Source organism: Streptomyces sp. NPDC059832 (genome assembly GCF_042731715.1).
GTDB lineage: Bacteria > Actinomycetota > Actinomycetes > Streptomycetales > Streptomycetaceae > Streptomyces.
In genome coordinates, this window is sequence record NZ_JBHWIY010000021.1 from 66058 (window position 1) to 86596 (window position 20539).

Here is a 20539-nt window from a genome sequence, read left to right on the forward strand (position 1 = left end):
GGCGAGCATTCGTGCGCCGTCCCGGATGGCTGCTCTACCTGCCCAAACCGCACCTGCCTGGCTATGAGATCTGGGACGACCGCCTCCTGATAGAGCGAGCAATAGGCGCTCTCGACAGACGAGCAGCCCGGGAGATCTCGTCGGTCGTCAGAGAAGCCGATGCCGAATTCCTGGCACGCACCCTGCCTGACCCTCACGCGCCACGTGCTTGGCCGTGGTGGCGCCGCAGATGCCACGACCTGGGCGACATCATGAACGTTCCATCACAAGCGCATGATCGGCCGGACATCGCCGAGGCCGCTTCTTGCGAAGGATCTGATCGTTGGTCCGGGTGTGTCGTTGACTGATGCCCAGCGGGCACGGATCGAGCCCGTTGCTTCAACGCGTAGCCGTTTCCCCCCGGATCATCGCCGCTCGCCCGGCATGGGCCGATGCCGAGCGGCTCGGATTCACCCTTCTCCGCGGCCAGTCGCATGCGGACGTCCGATCCCGGCAGATTCGCAAGAGCGCCCATGCGCCCATTCGACCAGCACTCCCAGTGAAGTACATCGGACAAGGAACTGGACCAATGTCCTAGGTCCCAGTGCCCAACTGACCTGGACCGCCGCGACTGCGCGCCGTGAACCGGTCGACCGGGCGAAAGCCGCGGGAACAGCCAAGAGTTGTGTTCCGAGCGTACGCGTGACCCGAGATATCAGCAGGTGTCTATCGCCGCTTTGCCGGGACCGGTGGGAGCGTGGGCCAGCGAGCGAGCATTCGCCGGCGCATGTCCGTGCTGAGCCTGCTCAGGCCGTTCAGGTCGGGGCGGTCGGCAGTCATCCGGCCGACGACACCGAGCCGGTGGACGAGTCGTTGCCGGGCGGTCGCGGTGCCCCATTTCCAGTCCCGTTCCGGGATCCGGGCCAGGTGGTCAGTGGTTTTGCGGTGGGCCCTCTCGACCAGCGCGTCGCCTCGTAGCAGCCAGCCTGCGCACGCGTCGGCGAGGTCGCCGTGGAGTTCGGTGCTGGTTGCGGTGCGCCATGCCGTGCGGTAGGCGGTCTCCGCCCGGTCCAGCAGAGGAGCGGATGCCGCAGTGACACACCAGCACGTCGGGAAGCCGATGCGCAGGTAGGCGAGCTCCACCAGTCCGCTGCCCAAGGATGCCTGTTCGAAGTCGATGAACCTGATCCCGCTGGAGGTGTGCAGGTCATTGCCGGGACACGGATCCCCGTGGAGAAGGGCGTGCCCCGATGCCTGGCCGAGCCGGTGCACGAGGTCGTCGAGCTCGCCGGACACGCCAGGAGCGACGGCAACCTCAAGAGCCTCGGCCAGCCTGAGAAAGGATTCGACATCGGCGCTGTCCGGGCCCGGCCAGCGGGGAAGTATTCCGATGTCCTGCGGGTGGGCAGCGGCGTGCAGCCGGGCCAGTGCCGCCGCGTAGCCGACGATCCAGTCGCTGGACGGGCGTTGGTGGACCAGATGTTCCAGGACCAGCACCCGCTCGCCGGGATCGAGGCCCAGCAGGGCGGGCACCACGGGCGGCTCAGCCCGTGCGGCAAGGCGCAGCGCGGCCACCTCGCGGGCATACCGCTCTTCGGCGTCGGGACCGGCGACGATCTGCTTCACCACCGCCGGCGCCCCGGCCAGGTCCACGCGCCACACACGTGAGCGCGGGCTGCTGCTCAGCCGCCGAGAGTGCCTGGGGGAGCCCAGCTCTGCCCGTAACTCGCCCCCGAACGGCAGTCGCGACCACATGGGCTCATACTTCCCCTACTTCTACCACTTCCACGCGGGCCGGCGGGGCTGCGGATCTCGGCGACGTCCGTCGTCCGCTGTCGGGCATTGGCCATGGGGGTGAGGAACGATTCCGGCGTCCGTCGCGTTGTAGGCGGCACGTTCAACTTGTTCTGTTTCGACGTCCCATGGAGTCGCATGCCAGCCGAATTGCACACTCTTCCCTCAGTCACCGACCAGGCAGAGCGATTGATCGAGCTCGGAGTGCATGAACTTGGTGGCTTCCGGCCTGCCGAGCTGCGCTCCATGGCCGCAGAGACCGGGGCTCGTGCCGGCCTTCTTGTGGTCCGCCCGGACCGGGTTCCGGCGTCGGCCCTCGCGCCTCTGCTTCGGCATCAGGGGAAGCAGGGGTTCATCGTGGTGGACATGCCCGATATCGATCAGTTCTCGCCCATCGAGACCGTGAACGTACCCGACGAGCCAATCTATGTGGTGGAGGGCCTCGACCGAGGCGATCACATGGCGAACTGGAGCCCTCACGAGGCACTGCCCGCCATCGTCGAAGGAGGCCGCACTCCATTGCTGCTGATCGAGGGCATCCACTGGGTGCTCCAGCAGCCGGCGGCACTTGAACGGGGCCACTGCTTCATGACCATCGGCTCCCGCTTGCGGAAAGCCAACGACACGCTCGACGCGCGAACCCCCGCCTTGTGGATCAGTAACGGGACCGGGCGAGACGGCCGAGACAACCGTGATGCGCCGAAGGTGGGCTGGTGTTGGGCGGGCAACCGGCACACGTGGCTCGGCTTCGCTTCGGCGACCGGTCGAACCGTGGCCTGATCCGACCGACGCAGCAGGTCACAGTGGAACGAGATGTCGTCCTGCCGGCGATCCGCAATCCGCAATTCGACCAGGTCGGCGAATCAGGTCGGCTGAGACCACTGCCGGTTCGGAGAGGTTGATCCGAGACATGGGACGAGCCCCTTCGGGACACGACAGTTCTCCCGCACGGCCAGTGTCCTGGCTGGTGCTCCAGAACGCAGGGAGGGGCGATGATGGCGGGCATGACATGGTCGACGGCGTTCACGGAGTTGTTCGGCGTGGAGTACCCGATCGCATTGGCGCCCATGGGAGGGTCGGCGGGCGGAGCGCTGGCCGCGGCCGTCTCCTGCGGCGGCGGACTGGGACTGCTGGGCGGCGGGGGCGGGGAACGGGACTGGCTGGCCCGTGAGTTGCCCATCGTGGCTGGGAGCGGGAGACCGTGGGGAGTCGGGTTCCTGAGCTGGGCGGCCGGCGTCGGCGCGGTCGAGCAGGCGCTGGAGCACGGCCCGCGGGCCGTGATGCTCTCCTTCGGGGATCCGAGCCCGTTCGTCGAGCGAATTCGCGCAGCCGGTGCGGCGGTGATCGTTCAGGTCACCGATCTGGAGGAGGCCCGGATGGCAGTGGATCTGGGTGCCGACGTCATCGTTGCGCAAGGGACGGAGAGCGGCGGGCACGGGGCCCGGCGCGGCAGGGCCACCTTGCCGTTCGTGCCGGTGGTGGCGGACCTGGCGGCACCGGTGCCGGTGCTGGCGGCCGGGGGTATCGCCGATGGCCGCGGCGTGGCCGCTGCCCTGGTGCTGGGCCGCCGGTGCGCTCATCGGCACCCGTTTCCAGGCGACGGCCGAGTCCCTGGTCGATCCCGCGGCCGCCGAGGCGATCGTCCGCGGGCGCGGGCAGGACACGGAACGCAGCAGCGTCCTCGACATCGCCAGGGGAGCCCGTTGGTCGACGACGAAGTACACGGCTCGCACCCTCGGCCATCCCTACCTCGACCGCTGGCGGGGAAGGGAGGCGGAACTCGCCGAGGACCCACAGGTCCGACAGGCCTATCAGGCCGATGTGGCGCGAGGCGATGTGCCGCCGCTGCCGGTATGGGCCGGTGAGGGCGTCGACCTCGTCCCGCAGCGCCACCGCGGCCGCGATTCCCGCGCCGGCGCTGTGCCCTCCGACCGCGATCCGCTCCGGGGCGATGCCGAGTTCGGCTGCGTGCTCGGCCGTCCAGGCCAGTACGGCATAGGCGTCGCAGCGAATACCGCGTCGGCTCCGGATGCCCTACTCGTTCTGGCTCGACTGCTCGGCGGAGCGGGCGCGTCGGTGGGCCGCGACCCGTTCGCGGGTTGCGCATCGGCGGGAGCAGTAGTGACGTTCCGGGCCGCTGCCTTGGGTGATGAAGACGTTCCGGCAGCTGAGAGAAGAGCAGATCCTGCCGGGCGGACGCTGGCGGTCCCAGACGAGGACGGTCAGGGCCATGCAGGACGAGGCGAGGAGCCACTCGTCCCAGGGAGCCTCGTCGTCGGGGTCGAGATGGGGGTGCCAGGGGGTACTGCCCCGGTGTGAAGTCAGGCGGAGCGGTCCGGTGTGTTCCTGCAGGAGGCGATTGAGGCCGGCGGCGGCACCGTCGATCGTCCCGGCGGCGAAGACTTCCCGCAGCAGGGCGGCAGATGTACGCATACCGGCGACATCGCGAGTGGTGAGGTCGATGGGGTCTGTCTCACCGTATGCGCGAAGCACATCGCCGACTTCGGCCGGGTCGGCGGAGTCGTCGTCGAGAACGTTGATCAGAGCGGCGGTCCGCCGAGCCATGGTCAGCACGGAGTGCCGGGTGGACCAGTCGTCGATGTTGGAGGGCACGCAGACAATGTAACGCATCTTGCTGAGTTTTGAGTTACCTCCATAACGTCTTGTGCATGAAAATGCGTTACTCACTCCGCCTCTATCTCACCGGAGCAGTGGCAGCTCGTGCCGGGGACGAGATGTCAGGACCGGCACTGATGCTCGCAGGATTCACACTGGCCGGATCGTCCGCCGCCGCGTCGTCGCTGCTCGCGGGCATCACGATCTCCGCCGCGGTAGGAGGGCCGGTGCTCGGGGCGCTCCTCGACAGAGCGGGACGGCCGGGCCGCCTGCTGGCAGCGGCCCTCGTCCTGTACGCGGCTGGCCTGGGGGTGATCCTCGTGGGGCTCGGCCGCTTGCCGTTCGCTGTCACGATCCTGATCGCCGTGTTCACGGGGCTGCTGGGACCGGCCCTGTCGGGCGGATGGACGGCTCAACTGCCCCGGGTGGTACCGGGCGATGGCCTGCCTCGGGCGAACGCGCTCGATGCCATGACGTTCAGTGCGGCGAGTCTGGCCGGTCCGGCCCTCGTCGGCGGCTTGGCGGAGGCGCTGGGAGCTCCGACGGCCGTGGTGGTCTCCGCGGGGCTCATCTGCTTGGCGCTGCCCGCCGCGTGGATGCTGCCCGCCCACCCCGGTTGGAGGCGGGGCTCTCGGGCAACCTCGGTGATCGGCGACCTTGCTGCCGGAATACGGGTCATCGTCAGGAGACCGTCTCTGGCCCGAGCGACCCTCAGCTCGGTCGTCTCCAGTGCGGCTCAAGGCATGCTGACGGCCTGCATCGCGCTGCTCGGCGAGCGTGTTCTGGGCGGAGCCGGCCGTGGCGCGATGCTGCTCTCCTGCGCGGCGATTTCCGCCTTGATGGCCAACGCCGTGCTCGCGCGGTTTCCGCGCTCGGTCGCGCCCGACACAATCATCTGGGCCGGTGCCCTTGTCCAGGCTGCCGCGTTGGCCTCGGCCGCGTCGGGTCGGCCGGCCGTGCTGATCGCGGCCGCACTGATGGCCGGGATCGGCGAAGGGCCCCAACTGGCCGCCTTGTTCGCAGTACGCCACCGGGAAGCCCCGGAACACCTGCGCGGCCAGATCTTCACCACCGGCGCCAGCCTGAAGATCACCGGATTCGCCATGGGTGCGTCTGTCGCCGGACCGATTGCGGCCTGGTCGCTTCCCGGCACTCTGATACTGGCAGCGAGTGTGGCGGTCCTCGCGGCATTGGCATACTTCGTCATCCCGTCGACAACCGTCGACCCGGCCGAGGACCGGGCGACGACAACCCATTGATGAACAGGGCCGACCCTTGAGCGTGTGCCGTGGAAATTCGAGCGGCCACGTCGAATCTCCCAGCACAGCAGTCCGATGGCGGTTGCACCCCGGGGAGCCGGTGCAGGCGCCGATGGGGCCGCGTACGCGTAGTACTCCGGCGAAATCGCCGACGGCGGAGTGATGAGCCGAGTGATGAGCCGCGTTCGGTCAGGAGGGTCGGGACGGCTGTTGTGCCGCTCCTTGAGTCATTGGCCCCTCCGAATCGAGGGCGACGGCCATGTCGGATTCTTGCCAGACGGTGGGTGGTGGTCGATGTTTGATTGCGCCCATGACCATCACACGGCCGAACAACGCTCACCTCTTCCGCTCTCTGCACACTCCATCCGTACCCCTCGCGCTCGCCAACGCCTGGGATGTTGCGAGCGCCCGCGTCATCGAGGCCGCGGGCGCTCCAGTGATCGCCACCACCAGCGCCGGGGTCGCCTGGTCGCTCGGTTCTCCGGACGGCGACGTCCTTGCCCGCGACCGAGCGCTGAAGCTGATCGCCCGAATCGTCGCCGCCGTCGCGGTTCCGGTCACCGCCGATATCGAGGGCGGATACGGGAAGGACGCCGCCGGAGTCGCCGAGACCGTCACCGGGGTGCTCGCGGCGGGCGCCGTCGGCGTCAACATCGAGGACGGCACCCGGCCCCCGACAGAGCTCGCGTCGCGGCTGGCTGCGGCCCGGCGGACCGCGGACCGCGCAGGCACGGACCTGTTCCTCAACGCCCGTGTCGACACCTTCCTGCTCGGGCTCGGCGATCCGGACACCCGACTGAAAGAGACCCTGACCCGGGCGCACATGTACGTTGACTCGGGCGCGGACGGCATCTTTGTCCCCGGCGTCACCGACACCGCCACCATCACGGCGTTGGCCAGGGAGATCTCCGTACCGCTGAACGTCATGGCCGGCCCCGGCACCCCGACCGTCGCCGGGCTCGGCGCCCTTGGCGTGGCACGCGTCAGTCTCGGCTCGGGCGTGGCACAAGCCGCCTACGCCGCCGCGCGCCGCGCCGCGCAGGAGCTCTTCGGTACCGGCACCTACGACACCCTCGCCGAAGGCATCGCCTTCCCCGAGCTCAACGCACTGCTCTCCGATCCCCACTGACCGGCCCACCAGCCGACTCCGCACACCCTGCGGAGTGGCCAATTCCCCAGCACGGAACGACCAATCGAAGCATTCATCCGCATCCGCAGCCACAGCAACGTTGTGAACGATGACGGCACCACCGCCAACGGCTCCTCCTTGATCGACGAGAACGGCACCGCCTACGTCTACGCATGGGCCGACGGCATCCACCTCCGCATACGCCTGCAGGAGGCGAAGGCGAATAGGATGGCGGTCCTGCCGCAGAGTTTGAGATCCTCCGGCCATGTCGGATGACACGCCAGGACAGGACCTTCCGGCCGGCTTCGGGTTCCGGCCGTGTCGCGACGACGAAGACCACAGCGCCATGGCCGCGGTGCGGCTGGGGTGTGCTGAACGGGACCGGGTCGATGCCCATTCGGTTGTGGAAGGGCTCCCGACAGCGGCTGAGATTGCCGCAGCCTCTGACAAGCTTGAGGAGCCGTCCAGGAACCAGATCCTGGTGGTGCGCGACGGAAGCGTCGTCGGCTACTCGACGATCCGGTGGTGGCAGGAACGGGACGATACGTGGCTCTACCTGCACCGCGGCTACCTCTTGCCCGAGTATCGCGACCAGGGCATCGGCTCGGCCATGTTGAGCTGGGCCGAAGAGCGGATCCGCCGGCTCGCCGTACAGCATGGGACGGCGCGGACGGCAGTGATCGGCGCGAACGCCATGACCTCCGAACAGGACGCCACGGCGCTTCTGTTCGCAACCGGATACCGACGGGTCTTCAGCCTGGTCGAGCTGGAGCTGGACGATCTGCAGCAGTTGCCCGAGCCGGGCAGCGAATTGCCGGCCGGGATATGGACGGGGCCGATCGGGTCAAGCCACTACCGTGCAGCCTGGAGTACGGTCGTCGATTCGTATGCGGACACCGGTTTCACTCAGAAATGGCCTTTCCAGGATTTCGTCGACACCGCCGACCCGGCATGCTGGAGGGCTGCATGGAACGGGCAGGACATGGTCGGCGTCGCACTCTGCTCCATCCGCCGCCACGACCACACCGTGGGTGAGGTCGAAGAGCTGAGTGTCCGGACAGGCCGGCGACGCCTCGGAATCGGCCGGGCCCTGCTGCTTGACGGCCTGCGGAGCCTTCGCGAGCAAGGGGCAACGACCGCCCGGCTTTTCACGGGCACGGCAAATCCGCACCGGTCCTACGATCTTTACGAGAGCGTGGGGTTCCGGCGGCAGAACGAGTACGTCCGATACCGCAAGCCGCTTGCTTGACCGACCGGTCATCGGGCTGTCCTGTCAGCCCGCAGGATGTGACAATGCCGCCGGCACCCGGCGCGGTCCCGCCGTCCCTGCCGGTGGACGGGTTCGCCTCGACGGCATGGGCGATGTCTCTGATGTCAGTAGCCATGCATTCAACGGTATCGTCGAACCTTTGGTTGAAACTTTTCGATGACATCGACGGGGCCATGGCGCGAAACCTTCAAAACGGTGAACGGCTCAGGCCGGTCGACCTGGCCCGCGGGCACGGTCTGTCCACGCAGGCGATCAGGAACTACGAGGCGGCCGGAATCCTTCCGGCCGCCGGTCGTACACCCCACGGCTACCGCACCTACACCGCGCTCCACGCACAGGCCCTGCGCGCGTTCCTCGCCCTGGTGCGCGGCCACGGCCACCACACTGCGACGTCGATCATGCGGGCGGTGAACGAGGAAGCGGTCGATGAGGCGTTCCGTCTCATCGACGAGAGCCACGCCCAACTCCTCGACGACCGCCGGACCCTCCAAGCCGTGGAGAGCGCCCTCCGTGACCTGGCGCCCACCGCGGCGTCCGAACCCGACGCGGCGGTGTCCGACCCGGACACAGCTGTGTTCGGGCCCGGCGGAACGTTCATCGGACCGTTGGCAAGGAAGCTCGGGATCCGTCCCGCGACGCTCCGCACATGGGAGCGCGCCGGGCTGGTGAGCCCGCGCCGCGACTCGCGGACCGGATACCGCGTCTACGGCGAGGCCGACGTACGGGATGCCCAACTCGCCCACCAGCTCAGGCGGGGCGGCTACCTGCTGGAGCGGATCGCCCCGCTGATCGCCCAGGTGCGGGCGGCCGGCGGGCTGGAGCCGCTGGAGTCAGCCCTGCACGACTGGCATGGCCGGCTGTCCGCCCGCGGGCGCTCGATGCTGACCGGGGCCGCGGAGCTTGAGGCGTACCTACGCGAGCGCGGATGAGATTTCGGCCGCCGGCCGAGCCCTGGTGATCACCGCCAGGCCGCCAGGCAGGCCCATGGGGCGCCCCGATCGTACGGGAGGTGGGAAGGGAGCCGTCAACAGGGCGAGGAAGACAGTCCAGTTGGAGGGCTGATGTATGTGAGCCGATCGGGGAGGGCTACGGCCGGCGTCCCCACGCGGAGATCATAGGGGCGGTGGCGAGGTCGAGGCGTCCGGTGGCGACGTTCGCCAAGTGGCGGTCGATCTCCTCGTCGGTCGCAAGCCCTTCCGCCACCAGCAGGTGGCGGATCTGCCGCACGGTCGCGGCCTCGAGGACGGCACAGGCCGGTGAGGTGATCGGGAAGCAGGCGTCGGCCCGAACGTCCGCAAGACCGGCTTCGCACAGCAGCCGGGGGAGGGTTCGTCCGTAGGCGAGGTCCGCGCCGCGGGCCGCCATCAAGGAGCGGAAGCCGGATCGCAGTCGGTTCGCGAGCCGTTGTTCGGGACCGGACTCGTCCGGGCACAGCAGCGGCTGCAACCCCGGGTCGGCATCCTCCAGGAGAAGCCAGCCGCCGGGCCGCAGCGCCTGGACCATCCGGCGCAGCGCCTCGGCGCGATCGGTGACGTGTACCAGGACCAGTCGGGCGTGGACGAGGTCGAAGCCGCCGGGCGGCGGCGGGTCGGCCGCCACGTCGTGCCGCAGCACCTCGATCACGCCTCCGTCGACGCCTCGGGTCCATGACACGTCGATGTCGGTGGCGACCACGGTTCCCGCCGGGCCGACCCGCTCGGCCAGCCCGAGGGGTACGGACGGAGCGCCGGCACCGACCTCCCAGCACCGCATGCCGGCAGCGATCCCGAGCTGGTCGACATGCCGGAACGTCACCGGATCGAACAATTCACTGAGGGCGCCGAAGCGGACCCCTGCTTCTGATTGCTGGTTGTCCAGCAGGTAGCCGTGATCCGTGTTGTGTTCAGCCATGTGGCGATTCTGGCAGAGGGGGCAGCCGCACCCCGTTCGCAGGGCCGTGCCCCGTCCGCCGGTCTTACGGGCGGACCAGTAGGGACTCCGCGGCTGCCGAGGGTCAGGATGGTGTCTCCCGACCTGTTCGTCTTCCGCCGCGGAAGTGCTCGCAGCCGCGGCGGAGGAGCAGCGGCGCATGGGACCTGGTGCTGTCCCGGTGGGACGGCGGCCCGCTCTCGATCAGCGGAATGTCGCTCTGCTCGGCGTCGACGGTCGACCGGACGGTGTCGCCGAGTAGCTGAGCGACCGGGTCGGGGCCGTGATCGAAGGAGGCGTGGCCGTTTCCTCGCCCATCCCGCCCGCCCGAGCTTCTCGACCAGCTCGTAACGGCCCGCGATCAGCTCCCCTGGCCTCACCGCCCACCCCCGCCACTCCCTGCAAACTCCAAGAGTACGGCGGCGGCCCCGCCGATATCCGGGCGTCCGGATTCCCGCGAGACCGAGGAGGACGGGTTCGCACGGGGGGAAGCCATGTCGGTGTGGGCGCCGACGGTCGTCAGGTTCTGGTCTCGATGACTACGCGCAGGGGCTTCTCGAAACTCTTGCGTGCCGGTGGTCGACATGACGCTGTGGCCGATCGGAGTGCCGGTACCGGTCGGCGGTGGGTCGTGCGTGGCTAACAACGTGCCACGACAAGCAGATTGGTGACCTTCTCCACGGGCACGACGACAGCTTTCACCGTTCCGGCCACTTGAATCCGCACGCTCCCGCCATCGGCGCTCTTCAGTGCCCCGCACGTCGACGTCCCGCCGTGCGTGACCCGCACGTACGCGGCCGGATCCGGGCCTGCTTCCGGGGCCCACCAGGTCGCGGTGATGCCCAGGAGGAAGCACACCAGCGCTGCGGCGACGATGGTCCGGCCTCGCCTCAGCCGGGCTGCTGCGGCGTCGGCCAGGGCGATCTGATAGGCCGCGACCGATGCGTGGCGGCGATGGATCTCCGCCAGGGTCACCATGCCCTCACGGGTGCCGGCCTGAGCTGCGAGGGCCTGCCAGAGCCCTGCCAGGGAGAGGGCGATGCCGCCGCCGATGAGGAGGGTGACCGCGATGCGCCAGTCGAGGGTGAGGTGCGCCGTCGTATCACGGCCCTTGAGCACTGCGCCGGTGGTGATCAGCGTGACGAAGGCCGCGAGACCGTTGCGCCAGGCTTCCGCGTTGGCGCGGACCGCGGGCAGGGAGGCTTCGGCCAGCGCGGCGAAGCGGTCGCGCTCGGCCAGGTCCGTGGGCGTCGGTGGGCGCTCCGGTTTGCGTGGCCTCAGTGGCATTCCGGTCATGGCTGTCCGTCGGCCGGAGCGGGGTCGGCGGTGAGCTCGATACGGAAGCTGGCACCGCAGCCGCTGACGGCGGTCGAGTCGGCGGCCCCGGATGCCCCGGCCGGATGCGCGGCACCGCACGAGCAGGTGACGTCCAGCACGACCGGGTCGCCGTAGCCGTACGCGCCGGCAGGCGCCACCAGGCCGGTGCCGCCGGTTCCCTGGACGCCCGCGCGGCTCCCGCCGATCCCGCTGGTGACGGCGGTCAGCGGACGCCGGTCGGTGAAGTGGTGCACGCAGCGCGGGCACGCGCCCTCGACAACGGCCGAGGAGACGTTGTCATTCGTCATCACCAGTGCTGTGAGAGCGCCCGACTCCAACAGGTCGAACGCGACCTCCGTCCAGCGGTAGTCCGAGGTCTGCTCGTAAGGGATCGGAGGCTGGGGCTGATTGGTCATGGTCACCTCTGCCGATACACGGATACACCGATGCGCGATTGGTACGGGTCAGGTTCCGAAGTGGGCGTACGACGCCCACTTCATGGGTTCGGTGGGATCGCTGTCACGCAGCGCGCGAACGGCTCGGTGGAGCGCGATGGCGGGCTCCGCGCCGCTGTCGGACGATGTCAACTCCCTGTAGAAATGGTCCGATACGCCTGCGGCCGAGGAATCGCCGACCGGCCAGCTGGTGGCGACGATGTGCCGGAAGCCGGTCAACTGCACAGCCGCTGCGAGGTGGATCGCCTCGTCCGCGAGGTCAGGGACGCCCGTAGCGGTCTGGCATGCCGACAAGTACGCGAGATCCGCGTCGGCGAGTTCCAAGTCTGCGATATCCGCTATCGACAACGGACCGTCGGCGAGGCTGAAGGAGCTCGCCGCCGGATCGGAGAGGTTCTGGGCCGCGTGGCAGGCGAAGTGAATCCGGTCGCAGCGCGGGAGCTCGTCGAGGACGGCCCGCCGGGTCGCGGCCGACCCGACCAGACTCACCACCTCGGTCGGACTCGCCGCATACCGCCGCAGGCCGGCCAGCTCATCGGCCACCGCCGGCAACGCGGCCAGACCGGGCGTCTCCGGCAGCGCGATCGCGAGGTGGCGCCGCATCGTCGGCCCCGAGCGCCGGATCCGGCTGCGGGACAGTGCGGCCAGCGTCGGCGTGTAGGAGGAGACCACCAGGTCCGCGGTCCACGTTTTGCCGGTGCCGGGGGCCGACCTGTGGCGCGGATGGTGGCCCGCGGCGTGCAGCGGCAGCAGGCTGAGCAGCCCGACCGGACACCACCACAGACGCGGTGGCGCCTCGGCAGACCGGCCGGAGCGCGGATGAGCGGAGTGTCCGAGCCGTTCCAGGATCGGCCCCACGATCCCGTCCCACAGCCAGCCGAGGATGTCGTGGCTGACGTGCCGGGCCCGCTCACGTGCAAGGAACGAAGCGCTCGGGTCGGTCTGGGTCCCGACGGCGGACAACAGATCCGGGACTGTGCCGGACACATCGTGGATCGAGACCCCGGGGAGCACCACGACCTCGGGTTCAGACGTGTCATGACGGACGATCAACGCATGACAGCCGTATCCGCTGACGGTCACGATGACCACCGGACCACCCGTGGCCGCGTCCTTGAGCTCGGCGTACGGCGTCGGCCCGAGGAAGTGTTCGAACCCCTCGATCCGGCGGACCCGCTCGACCGTCTCGTCCCATTCCCGGGCCAGATCCCGGCGGCGCTCGCCGGCCTCCGCAGAGAACTCCGGACCCTGGATCCCGTCGGCCAGACCGACCAGCTGGTGCGGCTCGCTGATCGGAGAGAAGGCGTCGAGCCGGGTCCGCAGCGCCGTGAGCCGCTCGGCCAGGTCGGGGTGGGAGTCGGCCAGATCGCTGAGATCGCTGCGGAGGTGCAGTGCCTGAGTCCAGATGACCGACCTGCTCTGTTCGAGCAGTTCGACCGCGGTCGCAAGCTGTCCGGCGGCGATTGCGGCCCCGGCGGCTTCGGAGGCCAGACCCGACCATCCGCGAAGGGTGTCGCTGCGCACCCCGGTCCGCATCCCGTGCCAGGCGACTGTAGGCAGATGCCGGACCGCGAGACCGTAATCCGCGACCGCTCCTTCGATCTCGCCCTTCTGCGCCGCGAGCCGACCGGCGCGGACCGCGCACCGCGCGACCGTGTCCGGGTCGCCGTAGGGGTCTCGGGCGGCCTCGCGCCAGCACGCCAGGGTGGCCTCCAGGTCGGCGCGGTTCCCGGTGGCGTTGTGGCGCTGCCTCAGGATCAGACCCAGTGACCACAGCCACTCGGCCCGACGCGCGTCCCCCGGTCGGGTGACGTCGACGGCTTGCCTGGCGGTGGCGACCGCCTGGTCCAGCAAGGTCGCATCTCGCCCGACCCGGGCTGCCGTCGTCAGCGCCACGGAGCGGTTCCGGAGGAGAAGGCCGTATTCGGAGGAGCCCGGGTGGGTCGCGTCGATCATCCGCTCGCTGACCCGCAGCATCTCGGTGACGTCCGTGGGGTCGGGATCACCCGGGAGATCGACCCGCATGCGGAGGAGCCAGGAGAGGGTCGAGAGCGGTCGGTTGACGAGGCCCCCGTGCTCCGGGAACTCGTGCTCCGCCCCGGCGGCCAAGGTGATCGCCTCGTCCAGGACCGCGCGGTCGCCGGTCCGCTGGAAGACCTGGGTGAGCGCGTTCGCGAGTCCGACGGCGGCGATCGGCCGCATCAGTGGATCCCCGGCCGCACCCCGGAGCGCGGTGCGGTGGGCTTCGACCGCCGCATGCATGTCCAGGTCGTCGCCCAGTTGCGAGTGCCGGACTCGCAGCGCCATCCCCAGACTGTAGAAGTCGCGGGAGCGCGTCGAGTCGCCGGGCGACCGTGTGCTCGTCACTTCGCGCAGCTCGATCACGGATCGGTCGAAGTCCGCCGACGAGCCGGTCAGCAGCGCTCGGGCCTGGACATAGACAGCGTGGTTGTGAAGCTCGGACGGGCGCCTCTCGTCGCCGTCGGGCATGTTCGCGAGGGCCGTCCCCAGGGTCGAGATCGCTTCGTCGAGGTCGGCGGCGTTCCCGGTCTGTTCGTAGCGGGCGAACAGCGCCGACGCGAGGCGTGAAGGCGCAGTGGTGGACCGGGCCTCGTTCCCGGCGTCGAGATCCACTGCCTCCCGCCCGGCGGCCACCGCCGCGTCCAGATCCGCCGGGTCCATCGTGTGGCGGAACCGCCATTCGAGGACCTTGGCCAGTGTGCTCAGACCCGCCGACCGGCAGTCCGGCGCCGGACGTCCTTCGGCCACCGCATCGCGGATGACTGCGACGACGTGCTCCAGGTCGTCCGGGTTCCGGCGGTCGTCGTAGCGGAGTCGAAGAGCGAGGGCCAGCTTCGGGAGGTAGTCCCTGCGGTCCGGGGCGGTCGGAAGCGTGGCACGGTACGCCTGCTCGTGGGCTTCGACAGCGGCATCGAGGTCGCTCACGTCGCCGTCCCTCAGGAACCTGCTGATCAGAGTGTCCCCGAGGTTCGACAGGTAGGCGCTGTACCGCGGATCGCCCGGATCCGCAGCGGCGACTATGTCCCGCATCACAAGGATGGACTCGGCCCCGTCCTCCGCCGAGCCCGTGACCCGGTACCGGGTGGCGAGCGCCATCGCGAGGAAGCCCCGGCGGACCTCGCGGTCGGCCGCATCGGCGGCAGCTCGCGGTGCGACCGATCTGGCCAGGTCGACGAGGGTGTCCATGGCGTCGAGTTCCGCCGCGCTGCGCGACCGCATCGTGAACCGGACGTTGTCGAGTTCGAGCCCGATGTTGAGGGAGCCATCGGCCTCGTCGGCCCGGATGTCGAGACGGAAGGCGACCCGCAGCAGCGTCCCTGCTGTCTGCCCGAAGTCGGGATGCGCGGCGGCGAGGCACTCGCGGGCGGCATCGAATACCCGGTCCAGGTCGGCCCGGTCCCCGGCGTGCTCGAAGCGTTTTTCGAGGACATCCAGCTTGCCGGCGAGCCGTCGGCCTCGCTCCGGATGGTCGGCCGGCGTCGCCGCGAGAAGGACCGCCCAGAGATCGATCGCCTCGTCCAGACAGGGCAGGTCGCGAACCTCGTGGTAACAGGCGATGACGGCATTCAGGAGATTCGAGTACGTGACGATCCCGTCTTCGCCGTCGTCCAGGGAGGTCAGTGCGACCGCGAGACGCCCGACGCGAACCGACTCCCGCAGGTCGGCGGGATCCCCACCGTGTTCGAACCTGCGGCGCAGCCGATAGCAGAGATCGGACAAGGCCCGGACCCACGAGGGGCTGCCCTCCGGTGCCTCGCGGACCGCGGCTTCGCATGTCCGGACGCTCTCTTCGAAGCCGGCCGGGTCGCCTTCGTCGTCGAACCGGCGGTACAGGGCGTCGCTGAGATTCACGAGGAAGTCCGCTCTTCGGGCATCGTCCCCCGGAATCCGGGCGAGCGCCGTCCGCCACAGTGTGACGGCCTCGTCCAGGTCGGCCCGGTCGTGAGTCTTCGCGTGCCGGGCGTGGAGGCTCTTGTCGAGCGCTGTCAGAGTGGACCCGTAGTCCGTGTCGGAGCTGTCGATCGTGGCGCAGGCAAGCCGTCCCCACCGCACGGCCGCGTCGAAGTCGGCGACCGAGTCCGTCGTCCCGGCCAAATGTCGGTACGACCGTCCCAGCCGCTGATGCCGCAGCCAGAGGAACTGGTCGCCGGGCGGGGTGGTGGCGATCGACTCCTCCAGCACCCGGATGGCATCTTCGAGGCAGGGCCTCTCATCGGTCCGCTCGTGCACGACCAGCAGCGAATCGGCCAACAACGACAGTCTGCGTGCCCGATCCCTGCCTGGCGGTGATAGGGCGACGGCTTCCTGACGGACCATCACGGTGCTCCGTGCGTCTGCCACGTCCCCGGCGACCCGATGACGCTCGTGATACGCCTGCCCCAGACGCCCGAGGGCGAGGATCCGGCCCGCCGGGTCCGGAGGCGCTGTCCGAAGGGCCCACAGAATGCGGTCGATGGCCCGGTCGAGAGGGCTGAGGTCGCTGCCGTCCGAGAGGGACAACAATCTGTCGGCACAGTCGACCGCCCAGCGCAGGCGGTGGGTCGCGTCCGTCGCGAGGGTCCCGACGAAGTCAGCCACCTCGGCGGGGATCAGGTCCGGCGCAGTCTGCCGCAGACCGAGGAAGAAGCCGATCGCGTCGTCGGCTTCGGCTTGTCCGGATGTGGTGCCGGACACCACACCGCGCCAGAAGCGGAACCGGGCCAACTCCGCCGCCGCCGTCATGTTGTATTCGGGCTCACCCGCGCGGCCGACGCGGATCAGCGCGGCCGTGGCCGCGGCGTGCTCCTCCTCGGCCTGCGGATCGGTCAGGTGCCACGGGTCCCCCGACTCGCGGAAGCGGACGATCCTTCGTCTCACGGCTGAGGCCGGGTCCGGTGCGGAAGGGGGCGGCGGATCCTCTGGCATCGCCTCAGACTACTGAAAACACCCTCTCCAGTACTCCAGTCCGACTTTTTCGTGATCACATGAAATGGTCGCCACCGGCGTAGGTTCGAGACCCTTCGGGCCTGGTCGGCCCGTTGCGCCGAACTCGCTCCCGAACGTGGTCAACGTGATCCCGTGTTGCGGCCTTCGGCCGCCGATCGTGAGAGCGGCTGAGCGGGGAGCGCAGCTGAGCAGGGAGGGCTCTTCCGGCAGTTCGAGCCCTGCTCGTCGCGGCCATCGACGGGCGGCTGTGACCAGTCGTACGGCGCGCTTCGTGCGCACCAGTTGGTCCTGGGGTTCGGAGGTTCTGGGGATGCCGCAGGAAGGTGACACTTCGGCCGTGATCGAGGAGTTGTCCCCGTCGAAACCCGTCAAAACCTGTCTTCACCGGAGTCGCTGACGACTTCGATTCCTGCCTCGTTTTCGTGGTGCTTCGGGTTCACCCGGAACCTCGTCTGCGCAGGCCGTGTCTCCTGACTGCGGAATGCGAGGGGCTTCGGCTGCGCCTCGTAGAATCGTGCTGTGGCATTCATGAGCACTCCGCACTGCTGCTTCCACTGATCGGGAGGCTGTGAGGGCGATGCCGGACGGCATCGCCCTCCTCGGTGTGCCTGCCGCGTGACCCGCGTTCCGGCGCTGCCCGCATCGAGGGCCGACGCCGATCCGTTCCCCCTGGGGCGGCGATCTGCCGACCGCGCGTGCAGGCACGGTCCCTTCCTCACACCGCTGCCAGGAGTGCCTTGTGCCTGTCTTGCTTTCCCCTGCCCTCGAATCGTTCCTCGATCTCCTGCGCTGCCCGACGTGCGGCGCCTGTCTCCACTCCGACCGTGGCGCGCTGCGCTGCCCGACGGGCCACACCTTCGACATCTCCAGGCATGGCTATGTCGGCCTCCTGACAGGCAGCCGCGCCACCAGCGGCGACGACGCGGCCATGGTCCGAGCCCGGGACCGGTTTCTGGCCACCGGAGGGTTCGGGCCGATCCGCCGGACCGTGGCTCACCTGGCGGCCGACGCCGTGCCCGAGCGGAGCACCGTGGTGGACGTCGGGTGCGGCACGGGCTACTACCTGGCCGGCGTCCTTGAGCAGCTGTCCGGTGCTCGCGGTCTGGGCCTGGACACCTCAGCGCGGGCGCTGCGCGCGACGGCCCGTGCCCATGAGCGAGCAGCCGCCGCGACCTGGGACGTCTTCCGTCCCCTCCCGCTGGTCGACGGGATGGCAGACGTCGTGCTGGACGTGTTCGCCCCGCGCAACCCGTCCGAGTTCCACCGGGTGCTGCGCCCGTGCGGTCGGCTGGTCGTGGTACGTCCGACCGGGCGGCACCTGCACGAGTTGCGCAGTGAGGTGCCTGGAATGGTCGCGATCGACCCGGCCAAGGAACGTCGCCTGCACAAGGTGTTGGCCCCTTTCTTCGAGGCCGCCGGTACCGAGGTGGTCGAGTACGTCACGTCCTTGACCGGACCGGAGGCCCTTGATCTGGTGGGGATGACGCCGAGCGCACGCCACCTGAACCGTGCGGACCTGGCCGATCACGGTCTCGTGCCCGGCCGGGTCACCGTCACCGTCTCCGTGCTGGCCACCGCCTACCGGCCTCGGTGACTTGAAAGCGGGTGCACGTTCCTGCTGACCGACGGGCAGTGGGCACGCCTGGTGCTCTGCCTTCCCTGCAACGCGAGGAAGGCGGAGCGCACGTTCGCAGACCGCCGCCGCACCGTCGAGGGAATCGTCCCCGGTGTCGCACCGGGACCCGTGGGGCTCGGCTCCAGGGGCAACTGACCGCCCAGGCAGTCCCGATCGGCGAGAGCGTGGCGGCCAGATGGTCTCCCCGCATGAAGGGTGAGTGGGTCTTCTGCCGGGCGGAGGGACCGCGCAGGCTGGCCGGTCGACCCGGGCCATTGGTCAGGAGCGCAGGTCGAGCATGGCGGACATGGCCGCCACGACGGACGGGGCGACCTGGTAGTAGACCCAGGTTCCGCGCCGTTCGGAGGTCAGGAGGCCGGCCTCGCGCAGTTTCTTCAGGTGGTGGGAGACGGTCGGCTGGGAGACGCCGACGTCGGAGATGTCGCAGACACACGCTTCGCCCCCCGGGTGCGAGGCGACCTTGGAGAACAGGCGCAACCGCACCGGATCCGACAGGGCCTTGAACATGAGGGCCATCTTCTCCGCGTTGTCCTGCGACAGCTCCCCGGCTGTGATGGGCGGGCAGCACGGCACCACGGTTCCCGCGTCGAGGGCCGGCAGATCCACAAGCTCTGACTTCGACATATGTCTATGTTGACACTTGTCGATGCCTGATGCCAAGCTCTTGATATCGACAGCAATCGAAACAGTGGTCGAATCGACCGCCTATTCCGGAGGACATCACCACCATGACCACCACTGCTGACCTGCCGGTTGTCGTCATCGGCGCCGGCCCCACCGGGCTGGCCGCCGCCGCCCATCTGGTCGAGCGCGGCATCGAACCGCTGGTCCTGGAAGCGGGACCGGCCGCCGCTTCCTCCGTGCGCGACTGGTCGCATGTGCGGCTGTTCTCCACCTGGGGCGAGGTCACCGACCCGGCCGCCGAGAAGCTCCTGGCGCCGGCCGGCTGGACCCGGCCCGACGCCACGACGTACCCGTCCGGCGGGGACTGGGCAGCGCGATACCTCCAGCCCCTCGCCGACGCCCTGGGCGACCGCGTCCGCTACACCGCCACCGTCACCGGAGTCTCACGCGCCGGCCGCGACCGCATCGTCGATGCCGACCGCGAAACCCAGCCCTTCGTCGTGCACTTCACCACTGCCGACGGCGGCGAGGAGCGTGTCGTCGCCCGCGCGGTCATCGATGCCTCCGGCACCTGGACGACCCCCGGCCCGGCCGGGGCAGGCGGCCTGCCCGCCCTCGGCGAGAAGGCGGCAGCCGACCGCATCACCTACCGCGTCCCCGACCTCAAGGACCCGGCAGTCCGCGACCGCTACGCAGGCAGGCGCACCGCCGTGATCGGCTCCGGCGCCTCCGCGTTCACCGCCTTGGCCACCCTCGCCGGCGTCGCGAAGGCGGAGCCCGGTACGCACGCGGTGTGGATCCTGCGCCGCGGGATCAGCGGAGCCACGTTCGGTGGCGGAACCGCCGACCAGCTTCCCGCCCGAGGGGCCCTCGGCCTGGCCGCGAAGGCCGCCGTCGACAACGGGCACGCGGACGCGGTCACCGGCTTCCGCACCGAAGCCATCGAGCGTGACGAGGACGGCCGCCTGATCCTGGTCGGTGAGGACGGACGCCGTCTGGACCCGGTGGACGAGGTCATTGTGCTGACCGGTTTCCGTCCCGACCTGTCGTTTCTCTCCGAGATCCGGCTCGGCCTCGACGAGCGCCTTCAGGCTCCCACCGAGCTGGCCCCGCTGATCGACCCCAACCAGCACTCCTGTGGCACCGTCTACCCCCACGGCCACAGCGAGCTGTCCCACCCCGATCCGGGGATCTACCTGGTCGGCATGAAGTCCTACGGCCGAGCCCCGACGTTCCTGGCCATGACCGGCTACGAGCAGGTCCACTCCGTCACCGCTGCCATCGCCGGTGACCTCGAGTCCGCCGACCGTGTCGAACTCACCCTCCCCGAGACCGGAGTCTGCGGCGGCGCCGGACTCTTCGACGGCCAGGCAGCCGACCAGGCAGCCGGCCCGGCAACCGACCAGGCCGACGGCGGAGGCTGCTGCGCAGCTCCGGTGCCCGCTGCGGTCTCCTCACCCCTTGATCTCGATGGGTGTGCCGTGGCGGGTGAGGTCTGATCGGGGCGGTCTGCGTGGCCGTGGGTTCCCCGCCCTCTCGGGGGGGGGGGAGGGGAGGGAGCCCGCCCGCAAACACCCCACAGAACCCCCCCTCCTGCTCCCCCCC

General features: G+C 69.6%; 16 protein-coding genes and 1 pseudogene. 9 read left to right on the top strand and 8 right to left on the bottom strand.

The genetic code is table 11. The features are described 5' to 3' along the window. Nucleotides 1–705: 705 nt before the first annotated feature. Nucleotides 706–1734 (bottom strand): aminoglycoside phosphotransferase family protein, encoded by a 1029-nt coding sequence (locus tag ACFV8T_RS30000; protein WP_385333620.1) that lies wholly within the window; start codon nt 1732–1734, stop codon nt 706–708. A 177-nt stretch (nt 1735–1911) separates the two neighbouring features. Here ACFV8T_RS30000 and ACFV8T_RS30005 point away from each other — a divergent pair, with 177 nt between their 5' ends. Together ACFV8T_RS30005 and ACFV8T_RS30010 are read left to right on the top strand one after the other, a co-directional pair. Then, nucleotides 1912–2553, top strand: a complete 642-nt coding sequence (locus ACFV8T_RS30005; RefSeq protein ID WP_385333623.1) for a DUF5701 family protein — start codon at nt 1912–1914, stop codon at nt 2551–2553. A 287-nt stretch (nt 2554–2840) separates the two neighbouring features. After that, nucleotides 2841–3638, top strand: coding sequence for a nitronate monooxygenase (locus ACFV8T_RS30010; RefSeq protein ID WP_385333812.1), 798 nt, complete (start codon nt 2841–2843; stop codon nt 3636–3638). Between the two features lie 16 nt (nt 3639–3654). On the opposite strand, the pseudogene ACFV8T_RS30015 reads toward ACFV8T_RS30010, so the two are convergent. Together ACFV8T_RS30015 and ACFV8T_RS30020 are read right to left on the bottom strand one after the other, a co-directional pair. After that, nucleotides 3655–3777 (bottom strand): annotated as a pseudogene (locus tag ACFV8T_RS30015) (alpha/beta hydrolase fold domain-containing protein); the annotation flags it as partial. Nucleotides 3778–3807: 30 nt separating this feature from the next. Continuing rightward, a complete protein-coding gene (locus ACFV8T_RS30020; protein ID WP_385333626.1) occupies nt 3808–4404 on the bottom strand; it encodes a CGNR zinc finger domain-containing protein in 597 nt (198 codons plus the stop codon). 122 nt (nt 4405–4526) lie between these two features. On the opposite strand from ACFV8T_RS30020, the gene ACFV8T_RS30025 reads away from it, so the two are divergent. From ACFV8T_RS30025 to ACFV8T_RS30045, 5 genes are all read left to right on the top strand, one after another. Further along, on the top strand, nt 4527–5648 hold the full coding sequence (locus ACFV8T_RS30025; protein ID WP_385333629.1) for an MFS transporter: 1122 nt from the start codon (nt 4527–4529) through the stop codon (nt 5646–5648). A 310-nt stretch (nt 5649–5958) separates the two neighbouring features. Continuing rightward, nucleotides 5959–6777 carry an isocitrate lyase/phosphoenolpyruvate mutase family protein gene (locus ACFV8T_RS30030; RefSeq protein WP_385333632.1) on the top strand — a complete coding sequence of 273 codons (819 nt, stop codon included), beginning with the start codon at nt 5959–5961 and terminating at the stop codon, nt 6775–6777. 102 nt (nt 6778–6879) lie between these two features. Beyond that, nucleotides 6880–7053 carry a hypothetical protein gene (locus tag ACFV8T_RS30035; protein WP_385333635.1) on the top strand — a complete coding sequence of 58 codons (174 nt, stop codon included), beginning with the start codon at nt 6880–6882 and terminating at the stop codon, nt 7051–7053. After that, on the top strand, nt 7043–8026 hold the full coding sequence (locus ACFV8T_RS30040; protein WP_385333637.1) for a GNAT family N-acetyltransferase: 984 nt from the start codon (nt 7043–7045) through the stop codon (nt 8024–8026). Before ACFV8T_RS30035 ends, ACFV8T_RS30040 begins: the two co-directional genes overlap by 11 nt. 194 nt (nt 8027–8220) lie before the next feature. Continuing rightward, a complete protein-coding gene (locus ACFV8T_RS30045; RefSeq protein WP_385333815.1) occupies nt 8221–8976 on the top strand; it encodes a TioE family transcriptional regulator in 756 nt (251 codons plus the stop codon). A gap of 157 nt (nt 8977–9133) precedes the next feature. Here ACFV8T_RS30045 and ACFV8T_RS30050 read toward each other — a convergent pair whose 3' ends face one another. From ACFV8T_RS30050 to ACFV8T_RS30065, 4 genes are all read right to left on the bottom strand, one after another. After that, nucleotides 9134–9937, bottom strand: a complete 804-nt coding sequence (locus ACFV8T_RS30050; protein WP_385333640.1) for a class I SAM-dependent methyltransferase — start codon at nt 9935–9937, stop codon at nt 9134–9136. Nucleotides 9938–10594: 657 nt separating this feature from the next. Beyond that, on the bottom strand, nt 10595–11251 hold the full coding sequence (locus ACFV8T_RS30055) for a hypothetical protein (RefSeq protein WP_385333642.1): 657 nt from the start codon (nt 11249–11251) through the stop codon (nt 10595–10597). Then, on the bottom strand, nt 11248–11688 hold the full coding sequence (locus tag ACFV8T_RS30060) for a hypothetical protein (RefSeq protein ID WP_385333645.1): 441 nt from the start codon (nt 11686–11688) through the stop codon (nt 11248–11250). The genes ACFV8T_RS30055 and ACFV8T_RS30060 overlap by 4 nt, the downstream gene beginning before the upstream one ends. Before the next feature lie 48 nt (nt 11689–11736). Further along, nucleotides 11737–16605 carry a CHAT domain-containing protein gene (locus ACFV8T_RS30065; RefSeq protein ID WP_385333648.1) on the bottom strand — a complete coding sequence of 1623 codons (4869 nt, stop codon included), beginning with the start codon at nt 16603–16605 and terminating at the stop codon, nt 11737–11739. Between the two features lie 808 nt (nt 16606–17413). Here ACFV8T_RS30065 and ACFV8T_RS30070 point away from each other — a divergent pair. Next, nucleotides 17414–18268, top strand: a complete 855-nt coding sequence (locus ACFV8T_RS30070) for a putative RNA methyltransferase (protein WP_385333651.1) — start codon at nt 17414–17416, stop codon at nt 18266–18268. Between the two features lie 300 nt (nt 18269–18568). On the opposite strand, the gene ACFV8T_RS30075 is transcribed toward ACFV8T_RS30070, so the two are convergent. Continuing rightward, nucleotides 18569–18934 (bottom strand): ArsR/SmtB family transcription factor, encoded by a 366-nt coding sequence (locus ACFV8T_RS30075; protein ID WP_385333653.1) that lies wholly within the window; start codon nt 18932–18934, stop codon nt 18569–18571. A gap of 104 nt (nt 18935–19038) precedes the next feature. Between ACFV8T_RS30075 and ACFV8T_RS30080 the strand changes: the two genes are divergently transcribed. After that, the gene (locus ACFV8T_RS30080; RefSeq protein ID WP_385333656.1) at nt 19039–20433 is read left to right on the top strand and encodes an FAD-dependent oxidoreductase; all 1395 of its coding nucleotides are present in this window, start codon (nt 19039–19041) and stop codon (nt 20431–20433) included. Nucleotides 20434–20539: the final 106 nt, after the last annotated feature.